Below are 20,865 nucleotides of genomic sequence, written 5' to 3' on the forward strand. Positions count from 1 at the left end.
ATCGCGAATCGGCAATCAGAAGGTCCGAAAGCCAAAATCGATCGAAAAAGGCGCTCATTACCGATTGCCGATTCCCGATTCCCGCATCACGATTCACGTTTCTTCAGCCGCTTCCACCACGGCGAGCGGCGGATGGCTTCATCCGCAGCCTGCTGGTTCTTGATCTGGGCGTCCGCCACTGCAATAGTAGCCATATTCACAATATTCCGGACGGAGCTTCCCAGCTGCAGGATATGCACGGGCTTCTTGAGGCCTAATAAAATCGGGCCAATGGCGTCGGCGGCCCCGAGTTCCTTCAGGAGGTTGTAGGCGGTGTTGCCGGCAGCGAGGTTCGGGAAGATGAGGGTGTTCACCGGCTTGTCCACGAGCTCGGAGAAGGGATAGTTCTCTTTGAGCAGCTCGTTGTTGAAGGCGAGCGAGGCCTGCATCTCGCCGTCCACGATGAGGCCGGGGGCCTTTGCCTTCACGATCCGGCGGGCCTCCGCCACAAGGCGGGCCTCGTCGGAAGTAGAGGAGCCGAAGTTGGAATAGCTCAGCAGGGCAATACGGGGGGTGATGTTGAAGCTCCGCACTTCCTGGGCCGCCAGCAGGGTGATCTCGGCGAGCTCCTGGGCGGTGGGGTGGAAGTTGACCGTGGTATCGGCAAGGAAGATGGGGCCTTTCTTCGTGAGCATGAGGTACATGCCCGCAATGCGGTTGACGCCCTCGTCGACGCCGATGCATTGGATGGCCGGGCGGATCGTGTCGGGGTAGTTCTTAGAGAGGCCCGAGATCATGCAGTCGGCCTCGCCGGTCTCCACCATCATACAGCCGAAGTAGTTGCGGTCGCGCATCACCTTCTTGCTCTCGTAGTAGTTGAAGCCTTTGCGGCCGCGCTTTTTGAAAAAGAGCTCGCCGAACTTGTTGCGGCTTTCCTCCATGGCGTCGGAGCGCGGGTCGAAGATGGGCAGGCCCTCGATGTCGATGCCGTTGGCCACGGCCAGGCTGCGGATCTTGGCCTCGTCGCCGAGCAGGATGGGATAGCCGATGCCCTCGTCGAACACGATCTGGGCGGCCTTCAGGATCTTGACGTTGTCGGCTTCGGCGAACACGATGCGGCGCGGGTCGCGGCGGGCCTTCGAGCCGAGGGCACGCATCACCTGGTTGTCGAGGCCGAGGCGCTTGTTGAGCTCCGTCTTATAGGCTTCCCAGTCATGGATCGGCTGCTGGGCGAGGCCCGAGTCGATGGCGGCCTTCGCCACAGCCGGCGCCACGGTGGCGAGCAGGCGAGGGTCGAGGGGCTTCGGGATGATGTATTCGGGGCCGAAGGTGATGGTCTTGGTGTTGTAGGCCAGGTTCACGATATCGGGCACAGGGCTCTGCGCGAGCTCTGCGAGTGCCTTCACGGCGGCGAGCTTCATCTCCTCGTTGATGCCGCGGGCGCGCACGTCGAGGGCGCCGCGGAAGATGTAGGGGAAGCCCAGTACGTTGTTGACCTGGTTGGGATAGTCGGAGCGGCCGGTGGCCATGATGAGGTCCTTGCGGGCGCCCTTGGCCTCGTCCCAGGAGATCTCCGGGTCGGGGTTGGCCATGGCGAACACGATCGGGTTGCGGGCCATGCTCTTCACCATATCGCCCGTGACCACGTTGCCCACGGAGAGGCCCACGAACACGTCGGCGTCCTTGAGGGCCTTGGCGAGGTTGCAGTCGGCGGGAGCGTTGGCGAATTTCTTCTTGAAGTCCTCGAGGTCGGTGCGGCCACGGTGGAGCGGGCCGTTGATGTCGAACACGAAGAAGTTCTCGGGCCGGGCGCCGAGCGACACATAGAGCTGGATACAGGCCATGGCGGCGGCGCCGGCGCCGTTGATGACGAAGCGCACCTTGTCGATCCTTTTTTTCTGGATCTGCAGCGCGTTGAGGAGGGCCGCGGCGGAAATGATGGCCGTGCCGTGCTGGTCGTCGTGCATCACCGGGATGGTGAGCTGCTCCCGGAGCGCCTTCTCGATCACGAAGCACTCGGGCGCCTTGATGTCCTCGAGGTTGATGCCGCCGAAGGTGGGCTCGAGGGCCTTGACGATCTGCACGAACTTCTCGGGGTCGGTCTCGTTGATCTCGATGTCGAACACGTCGATGTCGGCGAAGATCTTGAAAAGTACGCCCTTGCCTTCCATGACGGGCTTGGAGGCTTCGGGGCCGATGTTGCCGAGGCCGAGCACGGCGGTGCCGTTCGAGATCACGCCTACGAGGTTGCCCTTGGCGGTGTATTTATATACGTCTTCCTTATTGGCGGCGATCTCCTTGCAGGGCTCGGCCACGCCGGGCGAGTAGGCAAGCGAGAGGTCGCGCTGGGTCTTTGCTTCCTTGGTGGGCACCACTTCGATCTTCCCGGGACGTCCCTTGGAATGGTAATCGAGGGCAGCCTGCTTTCTTAATACTTTAGACATCAGCTGCAAAGATGGGGCAAAACGGCGGTTTCGCGTAAGGGGCGGGTGGGTCCGCCGCAAGCGGCTGGCTTTTCTCAACGCACGACGCGGGTTTCACGCCAAGACGCCAAGGCGCGGGGTACGCATAGTCAGGGTTCGCTGCGCTCACCGGTAATCCTGCCTGCGGCAGGGTAATTTGACAAGGCGGCACAGCGACGCTGCGGCACAACAGGTACGAACGGAGACACGAAGGCGCGGTGTATCGTTGTGTCCGTCATAGCAAGCGCAGCGTACCGGTGTAGCGACGCCTGACCGGTTGCGGATTGTCGAACACCCCGGATCCCCTTGTTGAATCAAAGCGGACCCGGCAGGAAGCGAGGTTTCAACAACAGGTACGTCCCGCAAGAACGGGTCTTCGCTTTCGGGCATTCCATCGAACTCATCCGCATTTGCCGCCCGGCCCGGGCCTATCTTTCGGGCCATGAATCTCAAGGACATCTCGAACCGGGACCTGCCCAACCTTGCCGACTGTGCCAGCGAGCCGATCCATATTCCCGGCTCCATCCAACCCCACGGCGTACTCCTTGCCCTCGACGGAAGCGGGATTATCCGCTTCTGCAGCGCCAACTGCGCCTGGGCCTTCGGGGCAGAGCCGTCCGGCCTCCTGCAGCGTCCGCTCGCCGAAGTGGACGCCACCCTCGCTGCCGCCGTGAACGAAGCCCTCGGCCGCCCCGACCCACGCGATAAGCCGTTCCCGCACACCGCCGGCGGCAGGGCCTGGGAAGTGTTCGCCGGCCCGGCCGACGATGGCAGCGTGCTGGTGGAGCTGGAATGCTGCCATGTGCCCACCGTCAACGACGCAGAGCTTTTCGACCAGACCCGCGACTTCATCGGGCATATCGAGCGCTCCCGCGACCTGCAGGAGCTCTGCGGCCGGATCGCGGCGCAGGTGCAGGCCATCACCGGCTTCGACCGCGTCATGATCTACCGCTTCGACCCGGAATACAACGGTGAGGTGTATGCAGAAAGCAAGGTCGCCGACATCGAGCCGTTCCACGGTCTTTATTACCCCAACACCGACATCCCGCCGCAGGCCCGCGAGCTCTACCTGCGCAACCTGATGCGCGCCATCAACGACGTGCACTACGAGCCCGTGCCGATCCTTACCGCCGGCAACGGCGACCATGCGAGCCTCGACCTCAGCGACGCCCTGCTCCGCAGCGTATCGCCCATCCACATCCAGTACCTCAAGAATATGGGCGTGGGCGCCACCCTCACGATCTCGCTGGTGCTGGAAGGGCGCCTCTGGGGACTCATCGCCTGCCACCACCACGGCCCGCTGCACCTCGTGCACCGGCAGCGCCAGGCGGCCCTCATGCAGGGACATTTCCTGACCTCGCAGATCCGCGTGCGCCAGGTGGCGGAGGAATACGGTATTTATACGGTGGTGGAGGCACACCTGCAGCAGCTGCTCAACGCCCTGCAGCAGGAGGGGGATTTCCCGTCGCGCTTCCGCAGCTTCTCCTCGCTGATGGCGCTTACCCATGCGAGCGGCGTTGCCCTGCTCCACCAGGGACAGCTGCACGAGATGGGGCTGGTGCCGGGGCGCGACCGGCTGCGGGCGCTGTTTCAATGGCTGGCGCAGGGGAAAGGGCAGCAATTCGTTACGTCGCACCTCGCCGCCCACTATCCCGATGCGGCGAAGATCACCCGCGAGGCGTCGGGGGTGCTGTATATGCGGCTCGGCGACCCGAAAAAGGACGCCATCATCTGGTTCCGGGAAGAGTTTGAGCGCACCATCCGCTGGGCCGGCGATCCGCGTGAAGCAGTGAAGCGCTCACCGGTTACGAATATGCTGACCCCGCGCTCGTCGTTTGCGCAATACAAGGAGCAGGTACGTGGGCACAGCCGCGAGTGGCGCTACTCGGAAACGAACGCGGCAGCCCGCTTCGCGGGGGCGCTGCAGAACCAGGTGCACCTCGAATACCTGCGCGCGGAGGAAGCCAGCCAGCGCCTTCTCAACGAGAAGCTGGTGAAGGCCAACAACGAGCTCGCCAACATCAACTGGATCACCACCCACGACCTGAAGGAGCCGATCCGCAAGATCCAGGTGTTCGCCTCCAAGGTGATGGGCAGCGACGAGGTGCAGCTGTCGGAGTCCCTGCTGAATGCCCTTTCCAAGATCCAGGGCTCGGCACAGCGGATGCGCCAGCTCGTGGACGATATCATGAGCTACTCGCTCACCGACGATCCTGCCGAGGCGCATGTGCCTACCGACCTGAACGGCATCATCGCCGAAGTGATCGATGCATTCGAGGACGAGCTGCGCGAGAAAGGCGGCCGCCTCGAGAGCACGCCTCTGCCGACGGTGCCGGCCGTGCCCTACCAGATGCGCCAGCTGTTCACCAACCTCGTGGGCAACGCCCTCAAGTTTGCAAAGCCCGGCCTGGCTCCGGAAGTCCGGATCGATTGCTCCCTCGCGGCGCCGGGCACCTTTCACCTGCCCCTGCTCGACCGCGCGCAGCCTTATTACCGCATCCGGGTACAGGACAATGGCATCGGCTTCCGGGAAGAACAGCAGGAGCGCATCTTCAACATCTTTTACCGCCTGCACGACAAGGAAGCGTACGCGGGCACCGGCATCGGCCTCGCCATCTGCAAACGCATCGCCGAGAACCACGGCGGTATTATTACGGCCCGCGGCGCCGAAGGGGAGGGCGCGGAGTTTGAGATCTACCTGCCGGCAGACCGTAGGGAATAGCGACTTCTGTTGCAACGTTTTTTTTAAGGTCCTGCCTGCGGCAGGACTGGTGCACACGGCGGCACAACGGTACAGAGGCACGGCGGGAAATGCGATGATCCGTCTCACAAACAGCAGTGTTCCCACACTTTCAACTACCGCATTGCGCTTCCGCGTCTTTGCGTGAAACCCGCGCACCTCTTTAAAGACTGCCAGCCGCTTGCGGCGGCGAAAAAAATGTTAGCCACCGATACCGATCTCCTGCAACACCCGTTTCATCCCGGCAAAGCGCCGGTACGTGGAATAGATAGCGGCGAGCTGAAACAGGGACGCTACATTTGGACTACAACCAAACAGAGTCCCCCATGACGCCGCTGATTGAAACCACCCATCTGAGTCATCGCTTCGCCGGGCAGCCGGTGCTCCAGGACATCAACCTCCGCGTAGAGCCGGGCGCGATTTACGGATTCCTCGGCCCCAACGGGGCCGGCAAGACCACCACGCTCCGCCTGCTCCTCGGCCTCCTGCAAGTGCAGCAGGGTGAGGCCCGCCTCTTCGGGCAAGACATCCGCACGAGCCGCCTCCCGATCCTGAAGCGACTGGGCTCCCTCATCGAGCAGCCCTCGCTCTACGGCCACCTCACGGCCCGCGAGAACCTCGAGGTATACCGCCGCATCTACGGCGCCGACAAAGCCCGCATCGACGCGGTGCTGCAGCTCGTAGACCTGGCCGGCACCGGTAAGAAGAAAGCGAAGCAGTTCTCCCTCGGCATGAAGCAGCGGCTCTCCATCGCCATCGCGCTCCTGCACCGCCCCGAGCTCCTCATCCTCGACGAGCCCACCAACGGCCTCGACCCCAACGGCATCATCGAAACGCGCGAGCTGATCCGCCGCCTCAACCGCGAGGAGGGCACCACCATCATCGTATCGAGCCATATCCTCGCCGAGGTGGAAAAGATGGCCTCGCATGTGGGCATCATCCATAAAGGCAAGATGCTCTTCCAGGGTACGCTCCCCGAGCTGAAGCACATGCAGCAGGGCAAGAGCCTCCTGCAGCTCGACACCTCCGACAACGAGGGCGCGCTCCGCCTCCTGCAATCCGAGGGCGCCGAGCGAAAGAATGGTCACCTCGTGCTCCCCTTCACCGGCAAGGACGGCGTTGGCCGTGTGGCCCGCGTGCTGGTGCAGAACAACGTCGACGTCTACCTCCTGCAGCCGCAGCAGAACGACCTCGAGCAACTCTTCATCGACATCACGTCCGGGAATTAGATCTCAGATCTGTGATCTGGGATCTCAGATCTCTGATTTGTTGCCGACGCAACCTGCAAAACCTCCAAAACCTTTTTATATGTCTCTCGCGATATCCCTCCGGTCGGAAATGCTCAAGACGCGCCGCACCGCTTCGTTCTGGCTGGCCCTTATCGGCGCCGCCTTTATCCCGGTCATCTTCTTCCTCGTGTATGTGCTCAAGGCCGACAAAATGGTCAAGCAGCTTCAGATGATGCCCTGGGAGTCGCACCTGTTCATGAACTGGCAGGTGTTCAATGCCTTTCTGTTCCCGATGTTCATCATCATGATGGCCGCGCTCGTGCCGCAGATCGAGTACCGTAATAATACATGGAAGCAGGTCTTCGCCTCCCCGCAATCCAACGCCGAGATCTTCTTCTCGAAGTTTCTGGCCGTGCAGGGCATGGTGCTGCTCTGCGTTGTCTCCTTCAACGTGTTCGTGATCCTCGCGGCCGTGGTGGCGAACGTCATCCACCCGCAGTACAGCTTCTTCAAGGCCAGCTTCGACTGGGAAGCGCTCGTGCGGCTCAACCTGCGCACCTATGCCTCGGTGCTGGGCATCTCGGCCCTGCAGTTCCTGCTGGGCATGCGCTTCAAGAGCTTCATCGCCCCGGTGGGCATCGGCCTCGCCCTGCTGATCGGTGGCCAGGTGGCGTCGGGCTTTCACTGGGAGCATGCCGACCTGATCCCCTATTCGCACCCGACCCTCACGCTGCAGTCGATCGCCCAGAAAAAGGGCGGCTGGTTCGTGCAGCACGAGTACCTCTCCATCGCCTATGCCGCCGGCTTCCTGCTCCTCGGCTACCTCGACCTGCGCTTCCGCAAGGAGAAAGGATAACGAAAAAACCCCGGCCAAAGCCGGGGTTTTTTGATCTCAGATCTCGGATCTCAGATCGGTGATCTGGGGCGCTCAGCAAATTACTGGGCGCTGCCTGGTAGCGAAGTTTCGTGCAAGCGAAGGCTATCAAACGCGATGAGAAAGGTTCGTCCTGAAAAAAATCTCAGATCCGAGATCCGAGATCTGAGATCGATCACCGGCCCTTGGCCGGTATCGTTCTTTTGTAGTTGCTGAGCACGAGCTTACGGGAGAAGCGCTTGGCTGTTTTGGGATCGTACACGGAGATGTCCTGCACGGCGGGTGTGCCGGGGGCATCGGTGAACTCGATGCGGACCTGGTACAGCGGCTCCACCTTGTCGTTGGCGAGGGTGTAGAGCGTGCGGATGATGTAGGGCGCGGCCTTGGTGCCTACGATGTGGTAGGTGGAGCCGGGCACATTGTTGCGCTGGTAGAGGTCCTGTGGAATATGGGCGAAGAGGGCCTGGCTCAGGGTAGGCAGCGCCGCCGCCTGGAGTGTAGCCGTAGGGGCGAGGCGGGTGCAGCCGCTGCACGAATCGCCGGTATAGCGCTGCAGGTAGAGCCAGTCGAAGCCCGTGCGGAAGGCGGACATATAAGGCGCCACGCGCGCGGGCGGCAGGTTGGTGTAATAGAAGTCGTAGTAGGTCGTTTGCGCGCCGGCCCAGAGGTTGCCGCACACGATCAGGAGGAGGGAGGCCAATGCCCGTTTCATACGGAGGGGTTTTAGGTTAGCTGTGGAAATGCAGAAAGTGTGCCGGAGAACGAATGGGGTGATGGGGTGATGTGCTAATGGGTTGATAGCGAAGGTGAAGGGTAAAGCAGCGAATGGGCGCCTTTATGGGTCTTCCTGTTTACAATCCTTCCCGAATGCGCAACGTGCTGATGCTTCTGTTCCTGATACGAGCAAGTACGTCTTCTGCCCAGAACAGCGTTGAGCTGCTCGGTACGTACCGGCACGGAGGCTTCGTCGGGGAAGATATCACCTTTGCAGGCGTTGATTCGTTCTACTACGTTCTTTGGACCTGCACCAGTTCCAATGCCGGGCGAGGCACGTGCCGGGTGCGCGAGGGGCGATTGTTCCTGCAGTTTGAATACGTCCCGGACTCGGCCAGGTTGTCTTCCAAAGCGCATCTGACCCGTACCGGCGATCTCGAAGGCTTTGCCTACGTTTCGATCAGCGCGTGCGACACCTCGGGCGAACCCATCCCGTTTGGCACCGTGCGCGAGTACGGAACCCGCTACGGAGTACAACTCGATGCCGACGGGCGAAGCAGTATAAAGGTCTGTCCACCGGCAACCCTCGTGATCGGCGCCATAGCCAGGGATACTGTTCGTTGCACGATCACCGAAGCAGGTATCTTTACGCTGCAGGCCACGCTGCTGCGCGACCAACAAGCGTATGGCCCGATCACCGACGGGCGGGTGTTAGAGTGGGTTCTGGGCGACGTGACCCGGGAAGCGTTCGAGGTGCAGTACGCGGAACCCTGGCGCAGGGTGCGCTACTTTCAAAAAGTACAGGGCCGGCCCGCGGCGAGAAACAGAAAATAATCTTATGCGCCGAGTCTCTTTACTCCTTCTATGCGCTTTTGCAATACCCTTGCCTTCGCCCAGCCCGTCGACCTGCAGGCGCAGGAGGGCCGTCTCCGGACGCTCGTCGACGAGCTCGCCCGTATGCAGACCGATACCATCGACTGCAGCGCCCGTCCGTTCTGGCAACTCGTGGCCGGCGGCCGCGCGGCAATCCCGGTGCTGATCGGTGCGCTCACCGATGCCCGGCCCACCCGGGTGCGGCATCCATGTAAGAAGGTCCCGCTCAATGTAGGCGAACTCGCTCATTTCGCCCTCATCGAGATCGGCGAGTTCCCGGCCTTCGTGGTTACAGGTATCCAGTTCGACGTGGTAGTCATCGACGAAAAGACGGGTGCGTCGTGCTGGAGCTTCTACGATTTCCTGTTCGACGATGCCAGCAAACCCAGATACCAGGAAAGCGTGCGCAGCTGGTGGGCCCGCGAGGCGGGCAATTACCATGCGGAATTGGTGCCACGCGCGAAACGATCCGCGTGCCGCTCCGCTTTCGGTATTCGCCGGTTCTATCGCTGGACGGATCAACGTTCCTAAATTGTATCGCTCATGCCGGCAACACTCCTGCGCGCTGTTTGTCTACTGGTCCTGTCGCTTTCCGCCTTTCGCGGTAGCGCCCAGGATGACCTGCTGCAGGGAACCTACGTCATTGATCGCAAAGGACACGGAGGTTACGAGGAGCGCACGAGGCTCCGGTTCTTCGGTACCGATTCGTTCGAGTTGCAATGTGATGCCTGCTGGCCCGACTACCTGTATCGCGGCACATATACGCTGCGTAACCGGCGCCTTGTGCTGCACGTTCACAAGCCCGATCTTCCACCGGCCCCTCCGTCGCGGGCCGTACTCCGCCTCACCGGTGCCCATCCGTTTTATGCCCGCGTGGACGTAGAAGCGTTCGACACGTCCGGCAACCGGCTGCCGTTCGTACAGGTAGCCGTGAATGGCACCGACACGCTCATGACCGACGCCGAGGGAAGGCTGGACATCCGCCTCAAGAAGCCGTCTGCGCTGTATGCGTACAACTTTTGTTATCACGGCGTGCAGGCACGGGTGGATGGCCCGGGGCGCTATGCATTACAGCTGTTTCTGGTGCCGGATCAATGGCAGCGACTGGCGCTTATGGACTACCGATTTGAGTGGGTGCTCGAGGTGTGGACGGAGTCGGGCTTCCACAGCCGCCATCCGGGCGAGCGTGGCACGATCCGGTGGAGAAAAGCAGATGACAGACCTTAATTGATCTCAATGAATCGCAATTACTTCTTCCTTTACTTCCTGCTACTTGCTACGTCGGCAGTCGCCCAGCCCGTCGACCTCCAGGGCACCTACGGCTACGGCGGCCTCGGGGCAGAGTCGTTCACCTTTGTAGGCGCCGATTCTTTCTATTACAGTGGCTTCTTTTGCACCTGGGGGCAGTCGGGGCGCGGCACCGTCCAATCGCGCGGCGACCGGCTGTTCTTCACCTTCGAAATGCAGAAGCCGCAGCCTGCGCTTCTGCCCCTCGCAACCGCCACCCGTACCGGCTCCGGGGGCGTGGTAGACACAGTGTTGATCCGGTGTATCGATACGGCGGGCAGGGCCGTGGCCTACGCCACGATCCGGAGCGGGTTGACATCCGCGGACCTGCGCAACGGAACGACTGCCGACTCCAGTGGCTTCGCCCGGTTGCTGCTGCCCCGCGGCTACGCGGTCTACCACCTCGAGGCCTCCGCAGTTTCGTTTTCGAACGCACGGGTGACGCTCCCGCGTCCCGGTAATTATACAGTCACCTTCCGCCTCCCGCCACATCCACTCTTCAACCAGCACATTACCGACGGCCGCGTGTGGGAATACGAGATGGAGTACGTCTCCGAGTGGGAGCTCCTCATGCGCCGGGTCGGGTCACGCGGCCCCTTTGTGCGCTTTAAAAAGAAAGTAGCGATCGGGAGATAAAGGTTCGGGAAAGTTCAGATCCTATTCGTGGTTTCGTCGTGCCATCGTGTCGTTGTGCCGTTGCGAGCGCCGCAGGCGTCAGGGGAGCGCAGCGACCCCGTTGGCACGTACTACATTTTTCTCCTCCGCCAAACGAGCAGGCGGTTCGCCAGCACGAGCAGCGCGAAGAGTAGCGCCAGCGAGCTGTATTCTCCGAGGATGACGAGGAACTGGTCGCGCGGCGGGAAGTTGCCGCCGTTGAGGTAATCGAAGAGCGCAAACCCGACCGGGATCAGCAGCGCCGCGGCGAACAGGAATGCGTGTGCCTTGTTGACCGAAAGCCCGGGATCCCGCTCCCGCCGCCCGCTGATAAAATGATTGAAGGCCAACAGCGCCAGGAATGCCACCACGATCACGGGGAGGGCAAACAGGATCACGACCTGCAGCAGCTCGCCGGCAAAATATTCATCACGCAGCGATGACGGATGGACCGCCACGCTCAAGGCGACAAACAGGAACATGCCCACGACAGCAGCAAGCAGGGAATACCGGCCGATCTTCATGGGCTTAAAGGTAGTCCGTGGCGGAGAGAAGGAGCGCAGATCTCAAGAGAAAGAACGCAGATCTATATGATCCCTATGATTTGCGCAGATGTTATTTACTTCTTTCGCTTCAACGACATTATGATTTTTCGGTACGATAGGATGGCTGCAGAAATTACAGGATGATGCGGTCGAACGATACCCTGCTCCCGGCATCAAAACCGCAGGATTCGGGCGATAGGTTGTAGGTAAACGGGTCTATCGAATTATCCGCGTTTATCCGTGGCATCGTATAAATCCGCTGCCTGTCCCGCAGAATGCGGGATTCGTTCTCTTTCCTGCTCCATCCGGCTACTGGTTCCAAATTTTGAGCCGCGCCACCTGGAACGCGATCAGCAAGCCGCCGATCCCGATCACGGCATACGACCAGCGCAGGCTCGACAGCTCCGAGATGTAGCCGATGAGCGGAGGTCCGGAGAGGAAGCCGAGGTAGCTCACGCTCGACACGGCCGCGAGCGCCATGCCTGCCGGCATCTTCGTGGCTTTGCCCGCCACGCTGTAGAGCGAGGGCACCACGCTCGACACGCCGATGCCCACGAGCATAAAGCCGATGGTGGCGGCCACAAGGGTGGGCAGCGCCACGCTGAGCGCCATGCCGGCGCTTACCACGAGGCCGGAGGTGATGAGCGTGCGGCGGCGGCCGAGGCGCTGCACGAGCGTGTCGCCGAGGAAGCGCCCCGTGGCCATCATCACCATGAACGCCGCGTAGCCCAGGCCGATGTATTCCTTGGGTGCGTGCACGATGTCGCGGAAGTAGACGCCGCTCCAGTCGAACATACACCCCTCGGTGGCCATGGAGCAGAAGCCGATGAGTCCGAGCTGTACGAGCACGCCCTCGGGCTTTACGAAGAAGGGCCGCTTTTCACCTTTTGCCGATGCGGTGCCGGGTACAAGGTGGCGGTAATTGAGCGCAACGTTGATCCAGATCAGCACCGCAACGATGTAGAAGTGTTGGTACGGCGGCAGGCCCCAACGCATCATAACGCCACCCACGAGCGCGCCGGCGAAGCCGGCGATGCTCCAGGCGCCGTGGAAGGAGCTCATGATGGGGCGCCCGAAGCGCTGCTCTGCCTCTACGGCCTGCGTGTTGACGGAGATGTTGCACATATTGCCGATGACGCCGAAGAGGAAGAGCGCGAGGGCGAGCTGCCACTGCGTTTGCGCGAGGCCGATGTTGCCGAGGGCGAGTACATAAAGGGGCGCGCAGATGCTGATGACGCGGCGCGAGCCCCACCTCGTGACGAGGCGTCCCGATACCGGCATGGTGAGGAGCTGTCCGCAGGGGATGGCGAGCAGGGTAGAGCCGAGTGCGGCGTCGGAGAGCCCGAGCTTGGTCTTGATGTCGGGGATCCGCGAGGCCCAGGAGGCAAAGGCAATCCCCTGCCCGAAATAGAACAGCGACACGGCAAGACGCATGCGACGCAGCGACGACACGGAGCCGGTGGGCTCTTCGGGCTGTGCACCCGGTTGTAGCTCAGGAACAGGAGAATCGGGCAAAGGGGCGAAGGCGTTGGTTAGGGGACAAAGGTCGGGCATTGTCGGAATGCCGAAGGCGTTAAAATGAATCGGGCCGCAGGCAGGTTCACGAAGAACGATAGATGCGGGTCCTGTATCCTCCGACACGTTGCACGTGAGCATATCCTGCCAGGCCGGCTAAAGTCTTCATAAAGCCCTACATTCAGTGCGTGAAACCAATTCTGGCTGTTCTGTTTTTGCTGTTCTTCTTTTGTGCCCGGGGTCAGAATGACCCCGGGGAGCGCGAGCTGCGGAAGCGCCTTGATTCCCTGGAAGCGATGAGCCGGGGTGGCCATCCACGCAAGGGTATTTTACAAACCAGCCCAGGATCGCTTCCCGGCCGGTCAGCTCCCGGCGCCCGTTCCGGCTCCACGATCTGCGGAACTACTCCAGGGCGGATCCTTATCCGGGAGACGAGTGGCGATTATATCGTCGGAGACCCGGTTCCCTGCTCCGACGGGACGCTGCTGCTGACGGGTGTCTATGCGAGCAATACGCCACCTTACCCGGCCATGGGGTTCCTGATGAAGATGAGGGATAACGGCGATGTGATCTGGAAACGCCGCTATGATAGTCTGGGGCACGTGGCATTTTCGTATATCGGCTATTCTAAGGTGCTGGAGCTCCGGGATGGTAGCCTTCTGCTCGCCGGGGCAACCGGCAACGCCGAGACCGGCAACCAAAACCTGCTCTTCACAAAGGTCGACGGACAGGGCAACCTGCTCTGGAGCCGTTGTTATCTATCGCGCTTTTGGCGGCCGGGTGGAACCGGCAGTAATGACCACTTCGCGTTACAGCAGATCCGCCAGGATTCTGTAACAGGTGCCGTTTACTTTTGTGGATCGTTTTGGAGTGATGGGGTTTCGCTCGCGCAGATCGACGTAGCTAATGGAGATTTGGTTTGGAGCATGGCCTACGACTTCCCGGTTTCAGGATTTCAAAAAGTCTTTGGCTTCGAGATCCTTCAATCAGAGCTATTGCTCTTTGGCAAGTTAGATGACTTCCGGACATTGGTCTTAGCGATGCGGGTGGGAAAATCGGATGGCGGGATGCTGGGTATGAAAGCCTTTTTGCAAGCCGGTACCAACACAACGCGGTCCGATTTCCTCGGAGAAGAGCCGGTCGTACGGCACAACAACGGTAACTACCTGATTACCGGAAAATGTTATGGCACGAGTATCTACTTTCCTCCCAGCAGCCAACTCAGGACCCATGCTGCGGTGCTTGAACTCAGCCCTGATTTGAATATCATACAGGCTTATGCGTTCCGTAACACGGTGCAGGGTGACCTCTACAACACCGATGTTTCGATAACGCCGGAAGGATCCGGCTTATTCACCATGCACCATTTTATCAGTAGCTATACTTCAGATTGGTATGGAACCCTTTTTGGCAATGGAGGTGCCATCCAGCACCGCAGGGTTCGCCACTATAACGCTACAGAGATTAGTACGGAAAGAAAGGCAATCAGGCGCCCGGACGGCTCAATGCTCAACGTGCGCCTGATCAGCGACAGTGCCACGATGGAGCATTATATGGAGATGCAACGCCTGCAGGCATTCGATCCCTCCTCCGACTGCCTTGGTCAGCTGGAGAACGTCACCGTCGTTGAGCCGCTCACCTACCAGAACTACGCCTGGTCCAGCCAGCCTGTCGTGCAGGCCAATGCGTTTCAGTATGCACCGAACAAGACCATCACGGTGAGCGGTTTGCCGGCAGGCGTCGTCGAGCCGGGCTGCGTCCAGGTGTCGTTCTGTGATAGCCTGAATATCTCGGTTGGCACCGGCACGGTTTGCGTGGGCCAAACCGTACGGCTGCAGGCGCGGCGCAATCCCGGGTGTGGAAATCCGGTGACGGTGCAATGGCCTGCAGGGGTAGGCATTCCCACCACGGTGAACGACAGTACCTGGGATTTTCAGTTCACCGCTCCGTTCGAGGGCTATTTTCACGCTTCGGTACAGGGCTGCGTCGTGATCAGGGATTCCGTGCAAGTACGGGCGCTGCAAGCCCCGGCGTCGCTTGACCTCGGGCCCGATCGTGAGCTTTGCCCGGGTAACAGCATAGTGCTGAGCGCGGGGCCTGGCTATGCGAGCTACGCGTGGCAGGACGGTACGTCCGCGCCCACTTTTCTTGTGACCACTCCGGGAAGCTATTGGGTACACACGGTTACTGGTTGTGGCGATCATTTCTACGACACGGTGCGCATAACCCCCCATGGCCCGATACCATTTTCTGCCGGTCCCGACCGGCAGCTGTGCGCCGGTGATACCGTACGCCTCGAGGCGCAAGCCGGCTTCATCAGCTATGCCTGGACGAATAATTACCAGATTTCTTCGCTTTCCTCGGCACAGGTGCTTGTGAGCCCACGGGTAGATACAGCCTATTTCGTGCGTGGAGAGCTGACACCCGGCTGCTTTGCGTACGATACGGTACGCATCCGCGTACATCTCGTGCCGCCACTTTCGCTGGGCCCCGACGGTACGCTGTGCCGGAACGATGTACGGCAGCTCGATGCCGGCAGCGGTTTTGTTTCTTACCTGTGGAGCAATGGTGCCACCGGTCAAACGATTGCCATTCAGAGTGCCGGCGATTTTTCCGTAGCGGCAACGACGGCACATGGCTGCGTCGCCCGCGACACGATGCGCCTCACTGCGATACACCCATTGCCGTCACCTGCACCCGACCGTTCTCCTACGATCTGCGCGGGAACCACACGCTTGCTTGACCCGGGCACCTTTTCCTCTTACCTGTGGAGCAACGGCTCTACCAACCGGACGATCGACGTAAGCGGCACCGGAACATGGTGGGTACGCGTCACCGACGGCAACGGCTGCAGCGCTGCCGATACGATCCGCATTACTACGGTTACGCCGCTGCCACGGGACTTTCTTCCTTCCGATACGTTCCTATGCCAATACGGAAGCGTCGAGTTGCGCAGTGTCCTGTCCTTCTCCCGTTATCATTGGAATACCGGGCTCACGACTCCTTCGCTTCGGGTAAGCGGTCCCGGCACCTACTGGCTCGATGCGACCAATGCGCAGGGGTGCACGGGACGCGACACCATTGCCGTCCAGGCAAAGTCATGTATGAAAGGCCTGTTTGTGCCCACCGCATTCACACCCGGGCGGGACGGGCGGAATGATCAACTCCGGGGTCTTCTGTTCGGAACGGTAGTCTCCTACGAATTTGTGATCTATAACCGTTGGGGCGAGCGGGTGTTTGCTACACACAGTCCCGGGCGCGGCTGGGATGGCCGCCTGCGCAACGTAGACCAGGATATGGGTGTCTTCGTCTGGAGTTGCCTTTACCAGCTCGCAGGTGAGCCTGCCCGGATGGAGAAGGGGACGTTCCTGTTGATACGCTAGACCAACTGGATTTGGTTCCGGTATGACCGTTTCCAATCCGCGGCGGTGTAGGGTTCCTTCGTCTCCGTAAAGACACCACCACGAATAGGTTGTTCCGGCGGCGCCCCCGAGTCCCCTATTTTCGTTATCCTACAGCCACATCCCATGAAGTATCTGCTCCTGTTATCCCTGCTTGCTTGCGCCGGCGTCCTCCACGCCCAGGAATCCGATGGCATCGTCGTCATCGGCGGCCCGGAGCCCGTACAGTTGCGCCCCGAATTTCGCTCCCTGTTCACGGACTGCGCCGCCACCGGCAGCATCGTGCTGTTCGACGAGCGCCGCAAGACCTGGATCGCCTCCGACACGACGGGCTGGCGTACGCCCGTGCTGCCCGCCTCCACCTTCAAGATCGTCAACCTCCTCATCGCGCTCGAAACCGGCGTCATTGGCTCCGTGCAGGATACCGTGCGCTGGCCGGGCTCCACCGACACGGCTAAGTATGGCTACCGCCCCGAGATCTACCGCGATATGACCGTGCAGGAGGCTTTCAAAGAATCCGCCGGCTGGGTCTTTATCGAGCTCGCGAAAAAAGTGGGCCGCGACCGCTACCGTACGCTGCTCGCACAGGCAGGCTACGGCAACGGCAACCTCTCCGAGCGCGACACGGACTTCTGGAACTTCGGCGCCTTCGGCATCTCACCCTACGACCAGGTGCGCTTTCTACGCGCCCTCTACGACCGCAGCCTGCCCTTCGCAGCGCAGCACCTCGCCACGGTTCGCGACGTGCTCGTGGCCGAGCGCACCGACAGCTACACCCTCTCCGCCAAAACCGGCTGGACCCGCTACGGCGGGCGCAACACGGGCTGGTGGGTCGGCTTCGTGGAAGGCAAGAGCGGTACGTTCTTCTTTGCCACGCTGCTCCTGCACGACCGGAAGAAGGCCCGCGCCGATTTCGGCACCTGCCGCAAGGAGATCACGAAGAACGTACTGAAGCGATTGGGGTACTTGTAACACCAGACCAGGCTACCCAAGGCTGGAATCCACATTGAGAATGGGAGCGGCGCTGAACTTCCTTGGTGCTTACCCGGCCTGCTTTCTTACCTTGTGCCCCTATAGCCTACTGTCATGCACCGACTTATCGTTTTGCTATTCGCCTTAAGTCTTACCGGCATTGCTCGCGCACAGGAAGATCCAACCAACTTCTTCCGCCGTTTTGCCAAGAGCTTGCGGGATGCCGATACGGCCGCTTTTATTGCCGCACATCCGTCCTATTCAGACGATCGGGTGGCCCGTGCCGGCACGACGCTGCCACCGGACACCGAAGGGCCTGCAGCCCACCGCGCCGGCCTTGTGGAGGCCTTTCGCGCGCTACGTCTTATCGGTGGGTCCCGCCTCGACAGCCTGCAGGCCTTCTATATACAGATTCCGGCCGACTGGAAGACCTCTGGTGCCGTAAGGGGCACGCTGTATCTCTTCGGGTCCAAGGGGAACGGCTTCCAGATCGCCAACCTGTATGCCCGCTGGCATAAGGGTGCCTGGCAAATTTTGTCGGCGTTCAATCCTTTTTCGGCAGCAACTCCAGAAGCCCTGGCCGGCAAGCCACGCTGGCCACTTGCGGCAGAGCAAAGCCCCTCTTTAGGAAAGTGAATGTAGCAACGTTGCTGGCCTGCTCAGCGAATACTAACCAGGACGGATTACTGCAGCTTTGCGAATTCCGCCACATGGGCACGGGCGTATCTTTCGATTAAGCTCATCGTGTTGTCGCGACCGGAGAAATACTGGATGTCGAGCTCCTCCATGTGTTCCATCTGCTCGTACAAGCCTTCCACGTCGTTGCTCTCGAGCGTGGCGTCGAAGTCGGCGGCATGCGCGCGGTACGCGCGCTCGGCCGCCTGCAGCAGGCGCAGCATCTTTTGGTCTCCGATGAGCTCCAGCCCGGCATACAATGGCGGGAGGTAAACGCCGTAGCCATTGAGAAAGAAACCCACGAAGCCGCCATCCACCACCTGCACGTCGAGGTACCAGAAAAAATACAGGGCCTTCTGCCCGGGCGTGAGGCGCCGCGAAAGCGCGTACTCCGACGCGCCCTGGTCCGCGGCAATATTGATCGGCTCCAAAAGCGCCCAGCCAAACTCCCAACCGCGGAGTGCTGCGAAGCTTTTCGCAGAAACAACGGGCAGCAAGTGATCGCCCGGGTCAAAGGCACTATACGACTCCATCTTCGAATTTGCTGCAAGCTAGGGGAGGGGCACGCAGAAAACGCGGAAGACGCGGAAATCATTTTTTGCACAATGCTCCATCGGGCGTCATTCTTCATGTTCCGTATTCTTTCTGCTGTGCCTTTCCTAGAAATGTTGCGGCAGTTCCCGGTTGAAGCCGTTTGGATACAACGCGGAAGGGGAAGAGGCAGGGTCAGAAGTTGTGGACGATCCGGAAGAGGCTTTTGCGGTCTTCGAGGAGGGGGCTGTTGAAGTTGACGAGGAAGCCCACCGGTGCACCCGATAGCCGGAGGTAGGTAATGATCTGCTTGAAGCAGACGGGGTTGAGCTCGGCCACCGACTTCAGTTCTACTACCACCGTGTCTTCCACGAGCAGGTCCAGCCGCAGCTTGTTGCGCAGGGTTCGCCCCTTGTATCGAACCGTCAGCGGCGCCTGTGCTTTCACTGCCAGGCCGCGGTCATCCAATTCCAGCATCAGCGCTTCCTCGTAAATGCACTCCATGAGGCCCGGCCCCAGCTCCTTGAACACTTCGAAGAACGCCCCGCGGATCGTATAGCAAAGCCGGTTTACCCGCTCCCGCTCCAGGTTGTCGTTCATATGCATAATGATCTTACTCCTTCACTCAAAGTACACGCCTCCACTGCCGGCGGCAAGGGGAAAAACCTCATTATAGCGAAGTAAGTTTCTCCAATTTCCTGCTGAGAAAAACATTATCGTCATCCTCTCTCTTCCGCGTTTTATCCAAAAATCTCCCGCCCCCACGCTGCCGCCCGGTTTATAGGAAATGGTCAGCCCGAAGCCGCCCAACCATCTTAATGTACAAAGCAGCAAATCATCTTCCACCGAAAAGAAAAAGTATCCTTCTGCGTCTTCTGCGTGTTCCGTGTGCCACCATCTTTGTACCATGTTTCTTCCCAAGGCCCTTATCGAGCTGAAGGCCCTCGTACCACTGCCGGCCGCGCTGGAGCGTTTCCTCGCGCGGCGCCCGCAGGGGCGTCGCTTCCCGGGGCTGCACGTGTACGTGCGCGGCCGCGTGCTCGACCGCTACCGCGAAGAGGTCCACCGTAGTAATACGGGCCATCTGCCCTTTGCCCGTACCGATGCGGGCGACGAGCTGCGGGTGGACCTTGCAAGCGGCGCGGTGCTGCGGATAGGGAAGGAGGGGGCGGTGGAGGCTGTCGCTCCTTCCTTTGACACCTGGCTACAGGAGCGGATGCAGGAAGCAAGGGAGGTGGCCCGCCGCCCGGTGGTACGCGCGGCGCGCGCAGGTGATGTGAAAAAGCTCGAGCGCCTGCTGGCGCGGGGTGCCGACATCAACGAGCAGGATATCGACGGCAACACGCCGCTCATGGCGGCCCTCCTGGCCTGGCAATATGCGGCTGCGCATCTCCTGTTGGCCCGCGGTGCCGATGTTGCCCTCCGGGACCGGGAAGGACATACCGCACTTATGTGGGCCGCCTACCGCAACCGCCCCGAGCTCGTACAGCAATTGCTTCAGGCCGGGGCCGACCCGAACGCGCGCACCAATAGCGGCGAGGCGGTACTGCTGTTTGCGTTGAGTGGCCCTTACCCTTTGGCCGAAGCGCGCCCTAATGGCTCCGCGGCGGTTGTAGAACTACTGATTCGTGCCGGGGCGGAGAAGCTTTCTGTTGCGCAGATACCAGCGGCTATCCTGGCCGATGCCGATCCGGAGATAATGAAGTTGCTGGAGCGGGCGTCGAATGGTTTGCACGGTTCTTGATTCAGCCTTGCGGGACCAGTGTTATACGTCCGTATAATCCTTCTCACCAGTTCACCTGCTACCGCCCCTCATTTGCTCGATTATTCCTGTACTCCGTTACTCGCGTATGCTCCCTCTTCCTTGTTCTCCATCATCCCTCCTCCCGGGCAGGCGGTGGCGCTGCCTTCGATCAGCACCGCTCTTCCAGGCCGCGTGGAGTCGTACTCCACTCCATAACACAGGTGCATCTGGAAGGTGCGCTCGGGCGCAGGCTGCCAGCGCTCGTAGGGAATCCCGCGGTGGAGGAACTGGAACTGCACCCGCGGCTCTTTGCCGCCCTGTACCGCGATCACACGCGCCGTGCCTGTCGCCCGGTGCTGCCGGATGGCGCCGTGCAGTTCGCGGTCGACCTCGCCGCTGTAGTGTGCGATGAGGCGGTAGAGCCCGTAGCCGAACAAGACCAGGGAGAGCGCAGGTACGATCCAACGGCGGAAGGAAGTGCGTTTCGGTGCGGACTTACGCGATGAAGTGCGTGCGGCGGTCTTGCGTGCGGGACGGGGCGCCGCTTTTTTGACGGGGGCGGTTTTCTTAAGGGAGGGCATGGATACCCTGCAAGTTAGTGCACCCGGCGCTTCCGGACAATTGAGTAGGCGTTTTTGACGTTTCATAGTGCAAGGGCTTCCCACAGCAC

Annotated in this window: 18 protein-coding genes; 11 read left to right on the forward strand and 7 right to left on the reverse strand. The window is 60.8% G+C overall.

What is annotated here, in order from left to right; genetic code table 11:
- Window positions 1-86: 86 nt before the first annotated feature.
- Entirely contained in the window at window positions 87-2,423 is a 2,337-nt protein-coding gene (locus ABD937_RS22375; protein WP_345258237.1) for an NADP-dependent malic enzyme, read from the reverse strand.
- Between the two features lie 460 nt (window positions 2,424-2,883).
- On the opposite strand from ABD937_RS22375, the gene ABD937_RS22380 reads away from it, so the two are divergent.
- From ABD937_RS22380 to ABD937_RS22390, 3 genes are all read left to right on the forward strand, one after another.
- The gene (locus ABD937_RS22380) at window positions 2,884-5,163 is read left to right on the forward strand and encodes an ATP-binding protein (protein ID WP_345258238.1); all 2,280 of its coding nucleotides are present in this window, start codon (window positions 2,884-2,886) and stop codon (window positions 5,161-5,163) included.
- Window positions 5,164-5,507: 344 nt separating this feature from the next.
- A complete protein-coding gene (locus tag ABD937_RS22385) occupies window positions 5,508-6,410 on the forward strand; it encodes an ABC transporter ATP-binding protein (protein ID WP_345258239.1) in 903 nt (300 codons plus the stop codon).
- 79 nt (window positions 6,411-6,489) lie between these two features.
- Entirely contained in the window at window positions 6,490-7,266 is a 777-nt protein-coding gene (locus tag ABD937_RS22390) for an ABC transporter permease (RefSeq protein WP_345258240.1), read from the forward strand.
- Between the two features lie 193 nt (window positions 7,267-7,459).
- Here ABD937_RS22390 and ABD937_RS22395 read toward each other — a convergent pair whose 3' ends face one another.
- The gene (locus ABD937_RS22395) at window positions 7,460-7,996 is read right to left on the reverse strand and encodes a hypothetical protein (protein WP_345258241.1); all 537 of its coding nucleotides are present in this window, start codon (window positions 7,994-7,996) and stop codon (window positions 7,460-7,462) included.
- A gap of 155 nt (window positions 7,997-8,151) precedes the next feature.
- Here ABD937_RS22395 and ABD937_RS22400 point away from each other — a divergent pair, with 155 nt between their 5' ends.
- Genes ABD937_RS22400 through ABD937_RS22415 form a run of 4 tightly spaced genes read left to right on the forward strand, consistent with a single transcriptional unit; the run spans window position 8,152 to window position 10,794 of the window.
- On the forward strand, window positions 8,152-8,832 hold the full coding sequence (locus tag ABD937_RS22400; protein WP_345258242.1) for a hypothetical protein: 681 nt from the start codon (window positions 8,152-8,154) through the stop codon (window positions 8,830-8,832).
- Window positions 8,833-8,862: 30 nt separating this feature from the next.
- Window positions 8,863-9,402 carry a PWWP domain-containing protein gene (locus tag ABD937_RS22405; protein ID WP_345258243.1) on the forward strand — a complete coding sequence of 180 codons (540 nt, stop codon included), beginning with the start codon at window positions 8,863-8,865 and terminating at the stop codon, window positions 9,400-9,402.
- A gap of 12 nt (window positions 9,403-9,414) precedes the next feature.
- On the forward strand, window positions 9,415-10,098 hold the full coding sequence (locus ABD937_RS22410; protein ID WP_345258244.1) for a hypothetical protein: 684 nt from the start codon (window positions 9,415-9,417) through the stop codon (window positions 10,096-10,098).
- Window positions 10,099-10,107: 9 nt separating this feature from the next.
- Window positions 10,108-10,794 carry a carboxypeptidase-like regulatory domain-containing protein gene (locus ABD937_RS22415; RefSeq protein WP_345258245.1) on the forward strand — a complete coding sequence of 229 codons (687 nt, stop codon included), beginning with the start codon at window positions 10,108-10,110 and terminating at the stop codon, window positions 10,792-10,794.
- A 110-nt stretch (window positions 10,795-10,904) separates the two neighbouring features.
- Here the strand turns inward: ABD937_RS22415 and ABD937_RS22420 are convergent, their stop codons facing one another.
- Together ABD937_RS22420 and ABD937_RS22425 are read right to left on the reverse strand one after the other, a co-directional pair.
- Window positions 10,905-11,336: a hypothetical protein gene (locus tag ABD937_RS22420; RefSeq protein WP_345258246.1), complete on the reverse strand. Its 432-nt coding sequence runs from the start codon at window positions 11,334-11,336 to the stop codon at window positions 10,905-10,907.
- Window positions 11,337-11,666: 330 nt separating this feature from the next.
- On the reverse strand, window positions 11,667-12,872 hold the full coding sequence (locus tag ABD937_RS22425; RefSeq protein ID WP_345258247.1) for an MFS transporter: 1,206 nt from the start codon (window positions 12,870-12,872) through the stop codon (window positions 11,667-11,669).
- A gap of 188 nt (window positions 12,873-13,060) precedes the next feature.
- Here ABD937_RS22425 and ABD937_RS22430 point away from each other — a divergent pair, with 188 nt between their 5' ends.
- The 3 genes from ABD937_RS22430 to ABD937_RS22440 all read left to right on the forward strand — a co-directional run bounded on the left by ABD937_RS22430 (window position 13,061) and on the right by ABD937_RS22440 (window position 17,881).
- Window positions 13,061-16,255: a T9SS type B sorting domain-containing protein gene (locus ABD937_RS22430; RefSeq protein WP_345258248.1), complete on the forward strand. Its 3,195-nt coding sequence runs from the start codon at window positions 13,061-13,063 to the stop codon at window positions 16,253-16,255.
- Between the two features lie 144 nt (window positions 16,256-16,399).
- Window positions 16,400-17,245: a penicillin-binding transpeptidase domain-containing protein gene (locus tag ABD937_RS22435; RefSeq protein ID WP_345258250.1), complete on the forward strand. Its 846-nt coding sequence runs from the start codon at window positions 16,400-16,402 to the stop codon at window positions 17,243-17,245.
- A gap of 114 nt (window positions 17,246-17,359) precedes the next feature.
- Window positions 17,360-17,881 (forward strand): hypothetical protein, encoded by a 522-nt coding sequence (locus tag ABD937_RS22440; RefSeq protein WP_345258251.1) that lies wholly within the window; start codon window positions 17,360-17,362, stop codon window positions 17,879-17,881.
- Window positions 17,882-17,928: 47 nt separating this feature from the next.
- Here the strand turns inward: ABD937_RS22440 and ABD937_RS22445 are convergent, their stop codons facing one another.
- Window positions 17,929-18,453: a DMP19 family protein gene (locus ABD937_RS22445; protein ID WP_345258253.1), complete on the reverse strand. Its 525-nt coding sequence runs from the start codon at window positions 18,451-18,453 to the stop codon at window positions 17,929-17,931.
- Between the two features lie 193 nt (window positions 18,454-18,646).
- Window positions 18,647-19,051, reverse strand: coding sequence for a GxxExxY protein (locus ABD937_RS22450; protein ID WP_345258254.1), 405 nt, complete (start codon window positions 19,049-19,051; stop codon window positions 18,647-18,649).
- Window positions 19,052-19,358: 307 nt separating this feature from the next.
- Here ABD937_RS22450 and ABD937_RS22455 point away from each other — a divergent pair, with 307 nt between their 5' ends.
- Complete coding sequence (locus tag ABD937_RS22455) at window positions 19,359-20,195, forward strand: ankyrin repeat domain-containing protein (RefSeq protein ID WP_345258255.1); 837 nt, start codon at window positions 19,359-19,361, stop codon at window positions 20,193-20,195.
- An 80-nt stretch (window positions 20,196-20,275) separates the two neighbouring features.
- Here ABD937_RS22455 and ABD937_RS22460 read toward each other — a convergent pair whose 3' ends face one another.
- On the reverse strand, window positions 20,276-20,776 hold the full coding sequence (locus tag ABD937_RS22460) for a hypothetical protein (RefSeq protein WP_345258256.1): 501 nt from the start codon (window positions 20,774-20,776) through the stop codon (window positions 20,276-20,278).
- Between the last annotated feature and the right edge of the window lie 89 nt (window positions 20,777-20,865).

The organism is Flaviaestuariibacter amylovorans, assembly GCF_039541815.1.
Lineage (GTDB): Bacteria > Bacteroidota > Bacteroidia > Chitinophagales > Chitinophagaceae > Flavisolibacter > Flavisolibacter amylovorans.

Excerpts from the sequence above, each read along its gene's own strand:
- ABD937_RS22455 (WP_345258255.1), top strand. The coding sequence starts at position 19,359 with ATGTTTCTTCCCAAGGCCCTTATCGAGCTGAAGGCCCTCGTACCACTG.
- ABD937_RS22415 (WP_345258245.1), top strand. The coding sequence starts at position 10,108 with ATGAATCGCAATTACTTCTTCCTTTACTTCCTGCTACTTGCTACGTCG.
- ABD937_RS22375 (WP_345258237.1), bottom strand. The coding sequence starts at position 2,423 with ATGTCTAAAGTATTAAGAAAGCAGGCTGCCCTCGATTACCATTCCAAG.
- ABD937_RS22445 (WP_345258253.1), bottom strand. The coding sequence starts at position 18,453 with ATGGAGTCGTATAGTGCCTTTGACCCGGGCGATCACTTGCTGCCCGTT.
- ABD937_RS22390 (WP_345258240.1), top strand. The coding sequence starts at position 6,490 with ATGTCTCTCGCGATATCCCTCCGGTCGGAAATGCTCAAGACGCGCCGC.
- ABD937_RS22405 (WP_345258243.1), top strand. The coding sequence starts at position 8,863 with ATGCGCTTTTGCAATACCCTTGCCTTCGCCCAGCCCGTCGACCTGCAG.
- ABD937_RS22440 (WP_345258251.1), top strand. The coding sequence starts at position 17,360 with ATGCACCGACTTATCGTTTTGCTATTCGCCTTAAGTCTTACCGGCATT.
- ABD937_RS22385 (WP_345258239.1), top strand. The coding sequence starts at position 5,508 with ATGACGCCGCTGATTGAAACCACCCATCTGAGTCATCGCTTCGCCGGG.
- ABD937_RS22380 (WP_345258238.1), top strand. The coding sequence starts at position 2,884 with ATGAATCTCAAGGACATCTCGAACCGGGACCTGCCCAACCTTGCCGAC.
- ABD937_RS22400 (WP_345258242.1), top strand. The coding sequence starts at position 8,152 with ATGCGCAACGTGCTGATGCTTCTGTTCCTGATACGAGCAAGTACGTCT.
- ABD937_RS22420 (WP_345258246.1), bottom strand. The coding sequence starts at position 11,336 with ATGAAGATCGGCCGGTATTCCCTGCTTGCTGCTGTCGTGGGCATGTTC.
- ABD937_RS22435 (WP_345258250.1), top strand. The coding sequence starts at position 16,400 with ATGAAGTATCTGCTCCTGTTATCCCTGCTTGCTTGCGCCGGCGTCCTC.
- ABD937_RS22450 (WP_345258254.1), bottom strand. The coding sequence starts at position 19,051 with ATGAACGACAACCTGGAGCGGGAGCGGGTAAACCGGCTTTGCTATACG.
- ABD937_RS22395 (WP_345258241.1), bottom strand. The coding sequence starts at position 7,996 with ATGAAACGGGCATTGGCCTCCCTCCTCCTGATCGTGTGCGGCAACCTC.
- ABD937_RS22410 (WP_345258244.1), top strand. The coding sequence starts at position 9,415 with ATGCCGGCAACACTCCTGCGCGCTGTTTGTCTACTGGTCCTGTCGCTT.
- ABD937_RS22460 (WP_345258256.1), bottom strand. The coding sequence starts at position 20,776 with ATGCCCTCCCTTAAGAAAACCGCCCCCGTCAAAAAAGCGGCGCCCCGT.